Below are 15,012 nucleotides of genomic sequence, written 5' to 3'. Positions count from 1 at the left end.
CGGGTAGTCTGCGTCCATGACGCAGATTCCCGCACGGATTGAGGCCTGGTTCACAGCCAAAGGCTGGTCCATCCACCCCCATCAGCAACAGATGTTTGACCGGGCCAATGACCCGGCCAATCTGCTGATTGCCCCGACCGGCGGCGGCAAGACGATGGCGGGGTTTCTGCCTTCTCTGGCTGAACTTTCGGACGGCGCGCATGCGGGGTTGCACACGATTTATGTCTCGCCACTCAAGGCGCTGGCGGCAGATATCAAGCGCAACCTGCGCACGCCCGTGGATGAGATCGGCCTGCCCATCCGTATCGAGGACCGCACCGGCGACACATCGGCCACGCAAAAGAAACGCCAGCGCGTCGACCCGCCCCATATCCTGCTGACCACGCCGGAAAGCCTCGCTTTGCTGACGTCGTACGAAGACGCGCCGCATATGTTCCAAGGAGTTCAGCGCGTTGTCGTGGATGAAATTCACGCTCTGGCCGAAAGCAAGCGCGGGGATCAGTTGATGCTGGCGCTGGCCCGTCTGCAGCGCCTCTGCCCCGACATGCGCCGCGTCGGCCTGTCGGCCACGGTCGAGGACCCCGACGCTATTGCCCGCTTTCTGGCCCGCCACCCGGATCCCTGCCGGATCATACAGGCCGACCCCGGCCCCGATCCGGATATCCGAATGCTTGAGACCGAAGCAATGCCCCCTTGGTCCGGCGGCGGCGCGGCTTACGCGATCCCGGCGGTGCTGGAGCAAATCCGGCAGCACAAGACGACGCTGATCTTCCACAACACCCGCGCGCAGGCCGAGATTTTCTTTCACAATCTGTGGCTTGCCAATGACGAAGGCCTGCCCATCGGCATCCACCACGGCAGCCTTGACCGGCAACAACGCGAACGGGTCGAGGCCGCAATGGTGCGCGGCGATCTGCGCGCCATCGTCTGCACCGGCTCTCTGGATCTGGGGATCGACTGGGGTGATGTGGATCTGGTGATCCAGATCGGCGCGCCCAAGAATGTCAAACGTCTGGTGCAGCGGATCGGGCGTGCGAACCACCGCTACAACGCCCCGTCCAAGGCCTTGCTGGTGCCCGCAAACCGCTTTGAAGTGGTGGAATGCGTCGCAGCACTTGAGGCTGCCAAGGCGCATGAGCTTGACGGCGAACCGCGCGGTCCCGGCCCGCGCGACGTGCTGTGCCAGCACCTCCTGATCGCCGCCGCTGCCGGCCCTTTTGAGGTGGATGCGTTGTTTCAGGAGATGACCTCAGCCGGGCCATATGCGCGGCTGACGCGCGCCGAATTCGATGCTTGTCTCGATTTCTGCGCAACCGGCGGCTACGCCCTGCGCGCTTATGACCGCTGGCAACGGCTGCAGCAGCGCCCTGACGGGCTGTGGCAGTTGCGCGATCCCCGCGCGGCGCAGCGTATCCGCAGGAATCTGGGGACAATTCAGGATACTGACACGTTGAAAGTTCGGCTGAAACGCAACCGGGGCGGCAAACCCTTGGGTGAGGTCGAGGAAGGCTTCGCGGCCTCGCTCACCCCCGGTGACACTTTCCTGATCGGCGGTCAGATCGTGCGCTACGAAGGCCTGCGCGAAATGGTGGTCGAGGTCAGCCGCCGCGCGGACAAAAAGCCCAAGGTCGCCGTGTTTTCGGGCACGAAATTCGCGACCTCAACGCAACTGAGCGACCGCATCCTGCGCATGTTTTCGCAGGACAACTGGCCGCAACTGCCGAACCACACCGCCGACTGGCTGACCCTGCAACGCGAGATTTCCCGCCTACCCCAACGCGACCGTCTGCTGATCGAAAGCTTTCCCAATGACGGGCGTGAAAACCTGTGCGTCTACGGCTTCGCCGGGCGCAACGCGCAGCAAACGCTGGGGCTGCTGCTGACCAAACGGATGGAGGAAACCGGTCTGGCCCCGCTGGGATTTGTGGCAACGGACTACGCGACCTTGATCTGGGGGTTGGACGCCGTAACCGACCCGCGCCCCCTGTTCCAGTTGGATGCCCTGCGCGAGGGGCTGGACACCTGGCTGGCCGGAAACGCCGTGATGAAGCGCACCTTTCGCGCCTCGGCCACCATCGCGGGGCTGATCGAGCGCAACACCGGCGGTCAGCGTAAAAGCGGGCGGCAGGCGACGTTTTCCTCGGATATCCTGTATGACACGCTGCTGAAATATGACCCCGATCACTTGCTGATGCAGATCACCCGCGAGGAGGCCATGCGCGGCTTGGTCGATTTCGGGCGGATCGAAGCCATGGTCGCCCGCATCGGCGACCGGATCGACCTGTTGCGCCTGGACCGCGTATCCCCGCTGGCCGCGCCGCTGTTTCTGGAGGTCGGCAAGGTTCCGGTCAAAGGCGCTGCCGAGGAACGGTTGCTGGCCGAAGAAAGCGCGCGGTTGTTGCAGAAGGCCGGATTAAAGCCCTCGTGATTCACCTTGCGTTGCGGGGTGAAACCGGCAAAGAACGTATCATGAACGGGTTAGAGTTTTCATTTGCCGGTCAGCGCCTGTCCGCCCTTGCCTCGGGTGCGCTGTGGTGGCCGGATCAGCGCTTGCTGTGCGTCTCGGACCTGCATCTGGGCAAGTCCGAGCGGCTGGCCCGGCTCGGCGGCCCCGCTCTGCCGCCTTATGATAGCCGAGACACGCTGGATCGGCTGGCCGCAGATTTGGACCGGACCGGGGCCGAAACGGTGCTGTGCCTCGGTGACAGTTTTGACGATCTGCTCGCCTCGACCTCGCTGGCAGCATCCGAGACGCTTCGGATCGCCGCGATGCAGGCGGGCCGGGACTGGATCTGGATCGAGGGCAACCACGACCCCGGCCCCATTGAGTTGGGCGGCACGCATCGGGCCAACTGGTCTTGTCAATCACTGCTCTTTCGGCATATCGCCGAACCCGGCGCGCAGGGTGAGGTCTCGGGCCACTATCACCCCAAGGCGACATTGCGAGCGAGGGGGCGGGCAATCACCCGTCCGGCCTTTTTGCTGGACAGCAACCGCCTCATCTTGCCCGCCTACGGGGCCTATACCGGCGGGTTGCGCAGCACAGATCAGGCATTGTCGCGTCTTATGGGCATGGATGCGCGGGCCATCCTAACCGGACCTACCCCGCAGATGATCCCGATGCCGCGATAGGCTCAGATCAGGCCATCCTGCTCAAGCCTCGGTCGGTACTTCCGGCTGACCGGAACCAGATCGCCATTCACCAGCCGCAGCCAGATTTTGCCATCCGTTCTCTTGGCACCAATGATGGCGTCATCGCTCACCCAGTGGGACCGGTGCGCACAATGTCCGGGCACAGGTTCCATCTCGGCGATGGCGTCGGTCAGGCGGGACCGGATGGTAAAGGTGCCCTCGGATGTGACGACATCAACATAGTGGTCGCGTACGGTCAGATGAAAAATCCGCCCGGTGAAAGAGGCCGGAAGCCGGCGTATCAGGCGCGGCGTAGCGGGCAAAACCGGCTCCGCCACATCCCGTTCATTTCGGCGTACCAGAAACAACCCGGCGGAAAACAGAATTCCATAGTTCGCGACTGTGGTCAGCGCGGGGGTCATATGACCGCCGAAGGTGAACAGAACCCAGGCCAGAAGCCATAGCGACGGTGTCAGCAAGGCAAGCACCAGCGCCGCAAATGCGAGGTCACGCAGGTGAAGATTGGCCTCGGCCAGTTTGTCCCCCACCAGCCTGCGCGCCACCCAAGTCGCCGCCAGCGCCAGCGCCATCACTCCGGTCCAAAACAGCAGCCGCAAGATGAATGGCAGGTCTGCCACCAGAAACGGCGGAAACGCATAGGCCAACACTGGAAGGAATATTGCTGCAGCAACCACCCGCTGGGGCGTACACAGGCTGCGAACCAGAACTAACTTCGACGTCATACCAACTAAACGATCCACTCCCTATCCCGATCAGCCGGTGCAGAGCGGCAAGCGCCTTCACCTTGTAACTGACTGGGAACGCAGAAATATCACGATCCTAGACGTGTTAAAAGTTAATTCACTGGGAATAATCCGGCGCGCGCATCAGTTTGAGCATCGCAGGAAAATGCCGGTCGGACCGAATTGAACGGCCCGACCGTTGGATATCAGACCGTCAGCCCTTCGGGCTCGGGCAGGCCGTTGGAGCGGCAGCACGCGGTCAGAGTGTTGGCCAGCAGGCATGCGATTGTCATAGGTCCCACGCCGCCCGGAACCGGGGTGATCGCGCCCGCACGCTCGGCCGCGCTGGCATAGTCGACATCTCCGACCAGCTTGTTCTTGCCGTCGCGTTCAATCCGGTTGATGCCCACGTCGATCACGGTCGCGCCTTCCTTGATCCAATCGCCGGGCACCATCTCGGGACGGCCAACGGCGGCCACAACGATATCAGCGCGGCGCACAACATCCTGCAGGTCCTTGGTGCGCGAATGCGCGATGGTGACGGTGCAGCTGTCGCCCAGCAAAAGCTGTGCCATCGGCTTGCCCACGATGTTCGAGCGGCCAACGACAACCGCATCCATGCCCGACAGTGAGCCATGATGGTCGCGCAGCATCATCAGACAGCCCAGCGGCGTGCAGGGCACCATCGATTTCTGACCGGTACCCAGCAGACCCACGTTCGAGATGTGGAAGCCATCCACATCCTTGGCCGGATCAATCGAGTTGATAACCAGATCTTCGTTCAGATGCTTGGGCAGAGGCAGTTGTACCAGAATACCATGCACAGCCGGATCGTTGTTCAGCTTATCGATCAGCGCCAGCAGGTCCGCTTCGGATGTATCGGCGTCTAGCTTGTGCTCATACGAGTTCATGCCAACCTCGACGGTCATCTTGCCTTTCGAGCGGACATAGACCTGACTGGCCGGGTCTTCGCCCACCAAAACCACGGCCAGACCGGGGGTGAGGCCGTTTTCTTCCTTCAGCTTTGCGACCTGATCGGCCACCTGCGCACGCACTTTGGCCGCAAAAGCCTTACCGTCGATGACTTGAGCTACCATCCTGTGATCCCTTCTTCCCAATAACGTCTCGGGCGCATGGGCACCCGATCATTCAGTCAGGTCCGAGCACGCGCTCTTCCCGTGCGATCGACCAGTCAATCAATATGCGCCACAGCTGTTCGGCCAGATCCGGATCCAGTCCCAGATCATCCGAATGGGCGCGTACGTTTTGCACCACCTCTTCGACCCGTTCCAGTATGCGGGCCGGAAGGCCCTCGCCCGGTTTCAGCTCGGACGCGCGGTCGATATACCCCGCCCGCGTCACCAACAACTCGATCAGTTGGCGGTCCAGCTTGTCGATCTGAACCCGCAACTCCTGCATAGATCGGCAGTCTTGCGGCGGTGTCAGAGTGGGCATCGTGATCTCCTCATGGCCCGGGGATTCCCCGGACCACGAGATGTCCTATTCGGCGGCTTAGAACAAGCCCTCGATCTCACCTGCGTCGTTAAGGCAGATGGTTTCCGCAGCCGGTTTGCGCGGCAGACCGGGCATGGTCATGATCTCTCCGCAGACAACCACGATGAAACCAGCACCTGCGGACAGGCGAACCTCGCGCACGGGAACCGAGTGGCCGGTCGGCGCACCGCGCAGGGTCGGATCGGTCGAGAACGAGTATTGGGTTTTCGCCATGCAGACCGGAAGGTTGCCATAGCCCGCATCTTCCCACTCGCGCAGTTGGTTGCGGATCTTGTTGTCGGCCAGCACTTCGTCAGCACGGTAGATGCGCTTGGCGATGGTTTCGATCTTCTCGAACAAAGGCATATCATCGGGGTAGATCGGCGCAAAGTTCGCAGAGCCACCTTCGACGATTTCGACAACCTTTTCCGCCAGCGGAGCCGAGCCGTCCGAGCCCAGTTCCCAGTGACGCGACAGAACGGCTTCGACGCCATGATCGGCGCAATAGTTTCTGACCGCTTCCACCTCGTCATCGGTATCGGTGACGAAGTGGTTGATGGCGACAACGACGGGCACGCCGAACGATTTGACGTTTTCGATGTGGCGACCAAGGTTGGCGCAGCCGGATTGAACCGCGTCGACGTTCTCCGCGCCCAGATCGGCCTTGGCGACGCCGCCGTTCATCTTCATCGCGCGAACGGTGGCAACCAGCACCACAGCCGACGGAGCAATCCCCGCCTTGCGGCACTTGATGTTCATGAATTTCTCGGCCCCCAGATCGGCCCCGAAACCCGCTTCGGTGACGACATAATCAGCCACTTTCAGCGCGGTCTTGGTTGCGATGACCGAGTTACAGCCATGCGCGATGTTCGCGAACGGGCCACCGTGAACAAAGGCCGGGTTGTTTTCCAGCGTCTGCACCAGGTTCGGCTGCATCGCGTCTTTCAGCAGAACGGTCATAGCACCTTCGGCCTTGATGTCGCGGCAATAGACCGGGGTCTTGTCACGGCGGTAAGCCACGATGATATCGCCCAGACGCTTTTCCAGGTCCTTCAGGTCATTGGCCAGGCACAGGATCGCCATAACCTCGGACGCCACGGTGATGTCGAAACCAGCCTCACGCGGGTAGCCGTTCGACACACCGCCCAAGGACGCCGTGATCTGACGCAGCGCGCGGTCGTTCATGTCGACCACGCGACGCCATGCAACGCGGCGTGTGTCGATTTCCTGCTCGTTGCCCCAATAGATGTGGTTGTCGATCATCGCCGACAGCAGCGAGTGGGCGCTTGTGATGGCGTGGAAGTCCCCGGTGAAGTGCAGGTTCATTTCCTCCATCGGGACAACCTGCGCGTAACCGCCCCCCGCAGCGCCGCCTTTCATACCGAAGTTCGGGCCCAGCGAGGCTTCGCGGATACAAATCATCGCGTTTTTGCCGATGCGGTTCAGACCGTCCCCCAGACCCACGGTGGTGGTGGTTTTGCCCTCACCCGCCGGGGTCGGGTTGATCGCGGTCACAAGGATCAGCTTGCCGTCTTCGCGATCCTGCACCGAATTGATGAAGTCCTGACTGACCTTCGCCTTGTCATGGCCGTAAGGCAGCAGATCGTCGCTGGAGATGCCCAGCTTGGCACCGATTTCCTGGATCGGCTTCTTGTTCGCCTCGCGGGCGATTTCGATGTCGGATTTATAGCTCATTGGGCAGGGTCCCTGATTGAATGCCGTGCGAAACCGACGCAAAGCGTCAGCGCTGAGAAATCCATACCGTTGTGCACAATCGCAGTGGATATAGATTCCGACATATTCATGCCGTGAAACGGCGTAGCGTCAATTACAGGGTGGCGTCACGCAACTTTGATCGTTTCTGATCGGAAAACCTGTGTCTTAAGTTGCCCAGGCGCGCTGATCGGGAACGAACAGCTTCATCCGGTCACCCAGTTCTAACTCTCCGGGCCGTTCGACCCACGCCGTCACACCACGCCGCCCCTTCGCCGCCGGTTTGAACGCGGCACCGTGGCCGGGCAGATCAGCTTCGACCTCGCGACCGGGAATCACGCAGGGGCGGTTCTCCATATCTACCGTGATCGTCACGCCGTCGGGTCCCTGCAGCCGTGACGAGGGCGGGACGTGGGTAAAATCCGGAATGCCGCGCAACAGGATGCTGACCCCCAGATAGGACGGGTCCAGCCCGTCCAGCCCCATCTCGGCCGCCGTCGCCTGCATCTCTTCTTCGGACAGCACCGATAGTTGCCGCACGTTGCGGATTTCGGTGCCCTTGGGGTAGATGTTCTGCATCCGCACGCAGGAGGCGCGGTTGACGCCTTCGTGCCGCTCTCCCCGGCTGCCGGAAAAATCAAGGGACAAGGAATTGACAGCATCAGCCCGTATGCTTTTTCCCGCCGGGACATGGCCCAGCCAGACGACCTCGCCCGTAAATTCCGTTTCGCGCAAAACCGGCATGATCGTCCCTTTCCGAAGCCCTTTTCAAGCGGCCACTAGAATTCAAACCGGGCGAAAAGAAAAGACCCGGGACAAGGCCCGGGTCTGGTTTGGTTATGCCGTTGGTTCCGGCTCCATCCCGCCATCCGGCGGAGACTTCTTGACCTTGGTCTTGGGAATGGCGGTCACGCTGGGCGCGCTGCCCTGATCGGGGTTGTCGCCTTCGTCATCGCCCTCGGTCGGAGATTCGCCGTTCATGACGCGCTTGATCTCGTCGCCTGTCAGGGTTTCGTACTCCAGCAGACCTTGCGCCAGACGCTCCCATTCCTCGTTCTTTTCCGTCAGAATCTGGTGCGCGCGCTCATATCCCTGCTGGATCAGGCGCTTCACCTCTTCCTCGATCAGTTCCTTGGTGTGGGCCGAGACCGAGAAGCCTGCGGTGTTGCCGGAATACCCCTCATGCGCTTCGGCATAGTCAATATTGCCGACCTTGTCCGACATGCCCCAACGCATCACCATCGCGCGCGACAATTGGCTGGCCTGCATGATGTCACCGGCGGGGCCGTTGGACACATGATCCTCACCGTATTTGATGACTTCTGCGGCCTTACCGGCCATGGTCATCGCCAGTTTCTGCTCACACTCATCACGGTGATAGTTCAACTGATCCATCTCGGGCAGGCTGACCACCATGCCCAAGGCACCACCGCGCGGGATGATCGTCGCCTTGTAAACCGGATCGCACAGCGGCAGCGTCATGCCGACAACGGCATGGCCAGCCTCGTGATAGGCGGTCTTTTCCTTCTGGTCCTGCGTCAACACCATCGAGCGGCGCTCGGCCCCCATCATCACCTTGTCCTTGGCGTTCTCAAAATCTTCCATGGTGACAAAGCGACGGCCCACGCGGGCAGCCATCAGCGCGGCCTCGTTCACGAGGTTCGCCAGATCGGCACCTGAGAAACCCGGTGTTCCGCGCGCAATGATGCGCAGATCGACATCGGGACCCAGAGGCGTCTTGCGCGCGTGCACGCCCAAAATCTTCTCGCGCCCTTTGATGTCAGGGTTGCCGACGGTCACGTTGCGGTCAAACCGGCCCGGACGTAGCAGCGCAGGGTCCAGAACATCCTTACGGTTGGTGGCCGCAAGGATGATCACACCTTCATTGGCCTCGAACCCGTCCATCTCGACCAGCAACTGGTTGAGCGTTTGCTCGCGTTCATCATTGCCGCCGCCATAACCGGCACCACGATGGCGACCGACGGCATCGATCTCGTCGATGAAGACAATACAGGGCGCGTTCTTCTTGGCCTGTTCGAACATGTCGCGCACACGAGAGGCCCCGACACCCACGAACATTTCCACGAAGTCAGAACCCGAAATGGTGAAGAACGGCACACCCGCCTCACCCGCAATCGCGCGCGCCAGCAGCGTCTTACCGGTGCCCGGAGGACCAACCAGCAGCGCGCCTTTGGGAATCTTGCCGCCCAGACGCGAGAATTTCTGCGGGTTGCGCAGGAATTCCACGATCTCTTCCAGCTCTTCCTTGGCCTCGTCGATGCCCGCGACATCGTCAAAGGTCACGCGGCCATGTTTTTCGGTCAGCATCTTGGCCTTGGACTTGCCAAAGCCCATCGCACCGCCTTTGCCACCGCCCTGCATCCGGTTCATGAAATAGACCCAGACACCGATCAGCAGCAGGAAAGGCAGCAGCGTGATCAGGAACGACTGGAATCCCGACTGCTGTTGTTTCTCAGCCCGCACCGGGATGTTTTCGTCGATCAGCAGCTTCGTGACCTCGGCATCGCCCGGCTTAATGGTGACGTAAGTACCGCCGCTTTGTGTGGTGTAGCGGATCTGCTCACCATCCAGGGTCACATTCTTGACTTCACCGCCCTGCACGGCGCTGACAAAGTCGGAATAGGTTCTTTCATTGCTCTGCAGCGTTCCGCCCGGTCCGCTGAACAGATTGAACAGTGCAAGGATCAGCAGAAACAGAACGACCCAGAAGGCGATGTTACGAGCGTTGCCCAAGGAAAATCTCCCAAAAGATTTCGGCAGATGGGGACCTGCCGCTTGTCTCTTAAAATAGAGATGATTGTGGCAGGTTCAATGCGATAAAAACGAAGCGTGGAACTCGGGCCACTTAGGGGTCAATTTAGCACGCCAGCCGTTTTCAAACCCGGCCAGAGGGGCGGAAAGCAGCGTATCCCCCTGCCAAAGCGCCGGAGTGGATTGCAGCGCAAGGCGCGGCCGCCTCGTTGCGCGCCAATCCGGCAACAACAGCAGCCCCTTTTCACCAAGGGCGCGAATTTCAGCCCCTTCGATTTCAGGGCCGGTCAATAGCCACCGTCCGTCCCAATGCTGCCCGATGGTGGCTTTAATCCCCTCGACCGCCTTAAACTCCCTGCAAATCCGCGTTTTTTCGGCCTCTGGAACCAACAAGCAGCCCCCAATGGACCCTGCCTGCCCGCTTTCCAGCGCGGATATCGCCTGATCGACCGCGGACTGTCGGGGCGGGTAGCCCGGCCCTGCGACCCACCCGATAAAACCCAGCATCAACCGGCGGCGGATCTCGGCAGGCAGAGCCGTGAAGCCGGCGCGGTCTACCAGCACGTCCCCGGCCTCGACCATGCCGACCTGGCGGGCGGATTCCTGCGTATAAATAGCCAAAGCATCACGGGCTTGTGCTAAATTTTCAGCAACCCGCGAAAGGGTCTCGGCCGAAATTCCCAGAGGTTTCAACCCATCCAGTGCCTGACGCGCCTTGATACGATCAAAGCGGGTGTCGTGATTCGAGGGGTCCTCGACCCAACTGACGCCGATATTGACAAGATAGTCCCGCAATTGCTGGCGGGTGATGCCCAGCATCGGGCGCAGTATCTCGATCCCGTCCCGGTTATGTGAGACCGGCATGGCCGACAGCCCGGTCACACCTGCGGCCCGGCTCAGCCGCATCAGAACCGTCTCAGCCTGATCATCCGCCGTGTGGCCCAGCGCGATCGCGTCAACCCCGTTGCCCCGAGCCCATTGCGTTAACAAAGCATACCGAGCCTGCCGCGCCTGATCCTGCAGGTTGCCTGCGCCGGTCCACCCCTGCCAGCGCAGGGTTTCGTGCGGAATGCCCAAACGTGCGGCCTGTTCCGCGACGATTTCCGCCTCTCTCTCGGATTCCGACCGTAGGCCGTGATCTACGGTGGCGGCGAAAACCTCTACCCGTTCGCTCTGCGCAACCTCGTGCAGCAAGTGCATTAACGCGACGGAATCGCCCCCGCCCGACACAGCGACGCCCAGATGCTTCGGCAGCCGGTCAGGCAGCCGTGCGCGCAGTTCGGACCGTAAGCTGGCGGCCTGTTCGCTCAAGTACACCCCAGCGACGTCATTTCCTGCGTGGCCTGAGATACGGTGGCCGAAGCAGGGAAGCGCACCCCGACCTCGCCCAGAGTGATGCAGGCCTGATCCGTCTGCCCCAACCGGCCCAGCGCGGCCCCCAATTCATAGAGCGCCTCGGGCGCAAACGCCCCTTCGGAATCGCCGGTGAAGCTGGCCAAAAACGCGCGCGCGGCCTCGCGGGTGTCGCCCAAACCCTCCAACGCCTGCCCGCGTTTCAGATGTGCCTCGGGCGCAAGCGGGCTGCCGGGATAGGAGGTATCGAACTGCGCGAACAGAGCCGCCGCGTTCTGGAAGTCACCATCCGCCAATGCCTGCGAGGCTGTGTCGAAATCAGCTTGTTCGCCGACGGCCAACTCACCCTGATCCGAGGTTGACGGTTCGGTTGGCGTCGGAAGAACGGCGGTCGCCGTCTGTTCTTCACCCCCCAGAGTCGATGTTTCGCCCAACGTCGATAAATCGCCACCCTCAAGCTCGACCAACCGAAACTCCAGATCGCCAATCCGGTTGGTCCCATCGGAGACAATGTTCTGCACCCGCTGATTCAACTGCTCGGTCTGGCTGGTCAGGCGCTGCAGTTCGGCCTCAATAGCATCGACGCGTTCCAGAATGGAACTGCCGGACAGGTTCGGCGCGGGAGAGCCGGTGGTGGAAAACTCACGCTTCAGGCGCTGGATTTCCACATGCAATACCGTCAGTTCCTGACGAATATCCGCCAGCGTCTGCTGATCCTGCGCCTTTGCCACGCCAGCGGTTGCGACAACTGCTGCCAGAACCCATCCAACAAGTCTCATCGTCTTACCCCAAGGTTGAACCGGTCAGCACCGTCACCGCGCGGCGGTTCTTGGAATAGCATTCCTCGGTGCTGCAAATCTCGATCGGGCGTTCCTTGCCATAGCTGACCGTGGTCAGGCGGTTACCCGCAACCCCGCGCGAGATTAGGAACTCCTTCGCCGCATTGGCCCGGCGCGCGCCCAGCGCAAGGTTGTATTCCCGTGTGCCTTGCTCATCCGCGTGGCCTTCTATGGTGGCTACATAATCCGGGTTCGCCAGCAGCCAGTCCGCCTGCCCCTGCAGGATCGTCTGCGCCTGCGGAGAAATGGTCGACTGATCCACCGCGAACAGCACCCGATCCCCGACCGTCTGTTGGAAATACGCAGGCGAGCGTGGATCACTGGGCGAACCCGGCAGGATCGAGCCACTGCCGCCCGCGCCCCCGCCGCCCAATGCCGAAGGATCGTTGCTTGTGCAGGCGGCCATCGCACCCAGCGCGCCCACTGCAAGAATTCTGCCCAATACGTTCATCTCATGTGCCTCGTGTTTTGTTTTATTGCCGCCTGTCTATCACAAGGGCGGTTTCTTGTGAACTTTGCCGCGCTCGCGCGGCGATCAATTCTGCAACGGCCCCCAGGACGGATCGCTGCCGCCATCGGGCGTGCGCACAGGCCGCAGGTTCCGGCCTGAGATATCCACAGAATAGAGCGTCGCCCGACCGCTTGCGCCCTGCGTTTCGCGGGTGAACATGATGACCCGCCCGTTCGGAGACCATGTCGGGCCTTCGTCCAGGAAGGATGAGGTCAACAGCCGTTCTTCGCTGCCGTCGGTACGCATCACGCCGATGTGGAACCGGCCCTTGTTCTGCTTGGTGAACGCCACCAGATCGCCGCGTGGCGACCAGACCGGCGTGCCATAGCGGCCCTGTCCAAAGCTGATCCGTGTAGCCTCGCCCCCGTTTGAAGGCATGATGTACAACTGCGGCGTGCCCGAGCGGTCGCTTTCGAACACGATCTGGCTGCCATCCGGCGAATAGCTGGGCGCGGTCTCGATCGCGGGCGTGTTAGTCAGCCGCGTGCTCTGGCCCGAGGCCAGGTCCATCTTCCAAAGGTCCGTGTTTCCGCCCTGAATCAGCGAATAGACAATCGACCGGCCATCCGGCGAAAAGCGCGGCGAAAAGCTCATCGTGCCATCGGGCGTGTTCAGCACCTGCCGTTTCACGCGGTCCACGTCCAGAACATAGATACGCGGGCTGCCGGTTTCATAGCTGGTATACAGCAGCCGGTCGCCGGTGGGGGAAAAGCGCGGCGCAAGCACGATTGCGGCACTGTCAGTCAGATATTGCACATTTGCGCCGTCATAATCCATGATCGCCAGCCGCTTAAGCCGCTGGTTCTTCGGCCCGCTTTCCGAGACAAAAGCGACCCGGCTGTCAAAATACCCGCCCTCACCCGTTACCCGGCTGTAGACCTGATCGGCTACCTTATGCGCCATGCGCCGCCAACCCTCGGTCGTGCCCGCAAATTGCAGACCATTGCCCAGTTCCTGACCCGAGAACACATCCCACACCCGGAACCGCACCGTCAGGCGATTGCCCGAGACATTGACGGCCCCGGTCACAAGCGCCTCGGCATTGATCGCTTTCCAGTCGGCAAACTGCACCGGAGCGTCGAAACTGCTGACCCGGCTGATAAACGCCTCCGATGAGATTTCGCGGAACAGTCCCGTCCCGGTCAGGTCCGACGCAACCACACGCGAGATATCGATGGCATATTGCGCCGCAGCCGGGCCGTCGGGCACGAAGTTCGGCACCGCAAAGGGCAAAGGCTCGATAATCCCCTGGTCCAGTTCCAGACGCAGTGGTCCGCTTTGCGCGTAGACCGGTGCGGCCATCAGGGTCAGGCCAACAAAGAGGCTGGTCAGAAGTTTCATCATTTGATCCGCATCCTCTCGGGATTGAATGTAATCTCAATATCCTGCCATTGCGCGTATTTGTCAGCAGGCAGATCGTATCCTTTCGCGCCACAACGCAGGATTGCGCGGCGGGCGGCCTCATAGGCTTGTTTTGCGGCACCGGCAGACCCGCCAGAGCTGTCGATCATACGCAGGCTGCCGCCAACAACCTTGCCTTCGGGCGTCAGGGAAAACCCGACAACCACCACAACGTTCAGCGCATCAGTTGACAGCGACCCTACGTTCCAACACTGCGAAACCGCCAGCCGCATTGCGTCCTTTTCGCCGCTGGTCAGCGGCGGACCCGAGGGTTCGCTGTTGCCGCCCAATGCCTCGGCCAGCGCATCGTTGATAGCGGCCTCGTCGGTTGGCGCAGGGGTCTCCGGCTCTTGCGCCTCAGGCTCAGGGGTTACCTCCGCCTCTTGTACGGGCGGCGGGTTAGGCCGATTTGGCCGCACGCGCGGGCGGGGCGAGGTCAGGGGGGATTGCTCATCAGTTTCCTCCGCCTCTGTCACGATCTCGGGCGCGGCTTCCTCGGGCGCAGTCTGATCCTGCTGTTCCTGCTGAACCTCGGCCCCTTCGTCCAGGGACACCGGCGGCGTTTCCACCTCATCCGGCTTGGCCTCGGGCGGCGGGGGTGCAATCGGCTCGGGCGCGACCCGGTCCGAAGGGCTTGGCTGCGCCTCGGGTCCGGGCGGGACCGGCAAGGCGGCAATCTCTGGCTCGGGCTCGGTCAGAACCGGAGGTTCCTCGGGCAATTCCGGTTCAGGCGGGGCTTCAACCGTTTCCGGCACGACTTCGGGCTCGGGTTCTGCCGGGGTCACGGGCTCGGGCTGAGGCTCGACCTCTTGTGATTGCTCGGGCCTACCGGATTCGGTTTCCGGCTCCGGCGGCTGCTGCAAAGCCGAGGGCGTCACCGGCACCTCGGGCGCGTTAGTTTGCGCGGTCATAGCGGTAAATTGCTCAGCGGAAATCACGGACACATCCTGCACGGCCATCGGCAGCGGTTCGGACCGGAACGCGCCGCCAAACAGCGCCCAGCCGATCAGGCCGACATGCGCAATCGCCGAAATCCTGGTGCCGGTATCCACCG

13 protein-coding genes are annotated in these 15,012 nt (G+C 61.8%); 2 read left to right on the top strand and 11 right to left on the bottom strand.

What is annotated here, in order from left to right; translation table 11 throughout:
* The first annotated feature begins 16 nt into the window (after nucleotides 1-16).
* Both ACR0NJ_RS11255 and pdeM read left to right on the top strand, forming a co-directional pair.
* A complete protein-coding gene (locus ACR0NJ_RS11255) occupies nucleotides 17-2,428 on the top strand; it encodes a ligase-associated DNA damage response DEXH box helicase (RefSeq protein ID WP_480817224.1) in 2,412 nt (803 codons plus the stop codon).
* Between the two features lie 41 nt (nucleotides 2,429-2,469).
* Entirely contained in the window at nucleotides 2,470-3,132 is a 663-nt protein-coding gene (gene pdeM / locus ACR0NJ_RS11250; protein WP_480817340.1) for a ligase-associated DNA damage response endonuclease PdeM, read from the top strand.
* Between the two features lie 2 nt (nucleotides 3,133-3,134).
* Here pdeM and ACR0NJ_RS11245 read toward each other — a convergent pair whose 3' ends face one another.
* From ACR0NJ_RS11245 to ACR0NJ_RS11195, 11 genes are all read right to left on the bottom strand, one after another.
* Nucleotides 3,135-3,875, bottom strand: coding sequence for a LytTR family DNA-binding domain-containing protein (locus ACR0NJ_RS11245; protein WP_480817223.1), 741 nt, complete (start codon nucleotides 3,873-3,875; stop codon nucleotides 3,135-3,137).
* A gap of 206 nt (nucleotides 3,876-4,081) precedes the next feature.
* The gene (gene folD / locus ACR0NJ_RS11240; protein WP_480817222.1) at nucleotides 4,082-4,972 is read right to left on the bottom strand and encodes a bifunctional methylenetetrahydrofolate dehydrogenase/methenyltetrahydrofolate cyclohydrolase FolD; all 891 of its coding nucleotides are present in this window, start codon (nucleotides 4,970-4,972) and stop codon (nucleotides 4,082-4,084) included.
* Nucleotides 4,973-5,024: 52 nt separating this feature from the next.
* Nucleotides 5,025-5,330 (bottom strand): chorismate mutase, encoded by a 306-nt coding sequence (locus ACR0NJ_RS11235; RefSeq protein WP_480817221.1) that lies wholly within the window; start codon nucleotides 5,328-5,330, stop codon nucleotides 5,025-5,027.
* Nucleotides 5,331-5,387: 57 nt separating this feature from the next.
* Complete coding sequence (locus tag ACR0NJ_RS11230) at nucleotides 5,388-7,064, bottom strand: formate--tetrahydrofolate ligase (RefSeq protein WP_480817220.1); 1,677 nt, start codon at nucleotides 7,062-7,064, stop codon at nucleotides 5,388-5,390.
* A gap of 186 nt (nucleotides 7,065-7,250) precedes the next feature.
* Nucleotides 7,251-7,826, bottom strand: coding sequence for an MOSC domain-containing protein (locus ACR0NJ_RS11225; RefSeq protein ID WP_480817219.1), 576 nt, complete (start codon nucleotides 7,824-7,826; stop codon nucleotides 7,251-7,253).
* A gap of 93 nt (nucleotides 7,827-7,919) precedes the next feature.
* A complete protein-coding gene (ftsH, locus tag ACR0NJ_RS11220; RefSeq protein ID WP_480817218.1) occupies nucleotides 7,920-9,836 on the bottom strand; it encodes an ATP-dependent zinc metalloprotease FtsH in 1,917 nt (638 codons plus the stop codon).
* 75 nt (nucleotides 9,837-9,911) lie between these two features.
* A complete protein-coding gene (gene tilS / locus ACR0NJ_RS11215; protein ID WP_480817217.1) occupies nucleotides 9,912-11,171 on the bottom strand; it encodes a tRNA lysidine(34) synthetase TilS in 1,260 nt (419 codons plus the stop codon).
* Complete coding sequence (gene ybgF, locus ACR0NJ_RS11210; RefSeq protein ID WP_480817216.1) at nucleotides 11,162-11,986, bottom strand: tol-pal system protein YbgF; 825 nt, start codon at nucleotides 11,984-11,986, stop codon at nucleotides 11,162-11,164. The genes tilS and ybgF overlap by 10 nt, the downstream gene beginning before the upstream one ends.
* 4 nt (nucleotides 11,987-11,990) lie before the next feature.
* Nucleotides 11,991-12,497 (bottom strand): peptidoglycan-associated lipoprotein Pal, encoded by a 507-nt coding sequence (gene pal / locus ACR0NJ_RS11205; protein ID WP_480817215.1) that lies wholly within the window; start codon nucleotides 12,495-12,497, stop codon nucleotides 11,991-11,993.
* 84 nt (nucleotides 12,498-12,581) lie between these two features.
* Nucleotides 12,582-13,901 carry a Tol-Pal system beta propeller repeat protein TolB gene (gene tolB, locus ACR0NJ_RS11200; RefSeq protein ID WP_480817214.1) on the bottom strand — a complete coding sequence of 440 codons (1,320 nt, stop codon included), beginning with the start codon at nucleotides 13,899-13,901 and terminating at the stop codon, nucleotides 12,582-12,584.
* The gene (locus tag ACR0NJ_RS11195; protein ID WP_480817213.1) at nucleotides 13,898-15,010 is read right to left on the bottom strand and encodes an energy transducer TonB; all 1,113 of its coding nucleotides are present in this window, start codon (nucleotides 15,008-15,010) and stop codon (nucleotides 13,898-13,900) included. Before ACR0NJ_RS11195 ends, tolB begins: the two co-directional genes overlap by 4 nt.
* Between the last annotated feature and the right edge of the window lie 2 nt (nucleotides 15,011-15,012).

The sequence above is a fragment of the Ruegeria sp. F11 genome (assembly GCF_056533855.1).
Note: the sequence above shows the minus strand (reverse complement) of the source record. Positions and strands in the feature narration are given on the sequence as shown.

Excerpts from the sequence above, each read along its gene's own strand:
- ACR0NJ_RS11255 (WP_480817224.1), top strand. The coding sequence starts at position 17 with ATGACGCAGATTCCCGCACGGATTGAGGCCTGGTTCACAGCCAAAGGC.
- ACR0NJ_RS11245 (WP_480817223.1), bottom strand. The coding sequence starts at position 3,875 with ATGACGTCGAAGTTAGTTCTGGTTCGCAGCCTGTGTACGCCCCAGCGG.
- ACR0NJ_RS11225 (WP_480817219.1), bottom strand. The coding sequence starts at position 7,826 with ATGCCGGTTTTGCGCGAAACGGAATTTACGGGCGAGGTCGTCTGGCTG.
- ACR0NJ_RS11230 (WP_480817220.1), bottom strand. The coding sequence starts at position 7,064 with ATGAGCTATAAATCCGACATCGAAATCGCCCGCGAGGCGAACAAGAAG.
- ybgF (WP_480817216.1), bottom strand. The coding sequence starts at position 11,986 with ATGAGACTTGTTGGATGGGTTCTGGCAGCAGTTGTCGCAACCGCTGGC.
- ACR0NJ_RS11235 (WP_480817221.1), bottom strand. The coding sequence starts at position 5,330 with ATGCCCACTCTGACACCGCCGCAAGACTGCCGATCTATGCAGGAGTTG.
- pdeM (WP_480817340.1), top strand. The coding sequence starts at position 2,470 with ATGAACGGGTTAGAGTTTTCATTTGCCGGTCAGCGCCTGTCCGCCCTT.
- tolB (WP_480817214.1), bottom strand. The coding sequence starts at position 13,901 with ATGATGAAACTTCTGACCAGCCTCTTTGTTGGCCTGACCCTGATGGCC.
- folD (WP_480817222.1), bottom strand. The coding sequence starts at position 4,972 with ATGGTAGCTCAAGTCATCGACGGTAAGGCTTTTGCGGCCAAAGTGCGT.
- pal (WP_480817215.1), bottom strand. The coding sequence starts at position 12,497 with ATGAACGTATTGGGCAGAATTCTTGCAGTGGGCGCGCTGGGTGCGATG.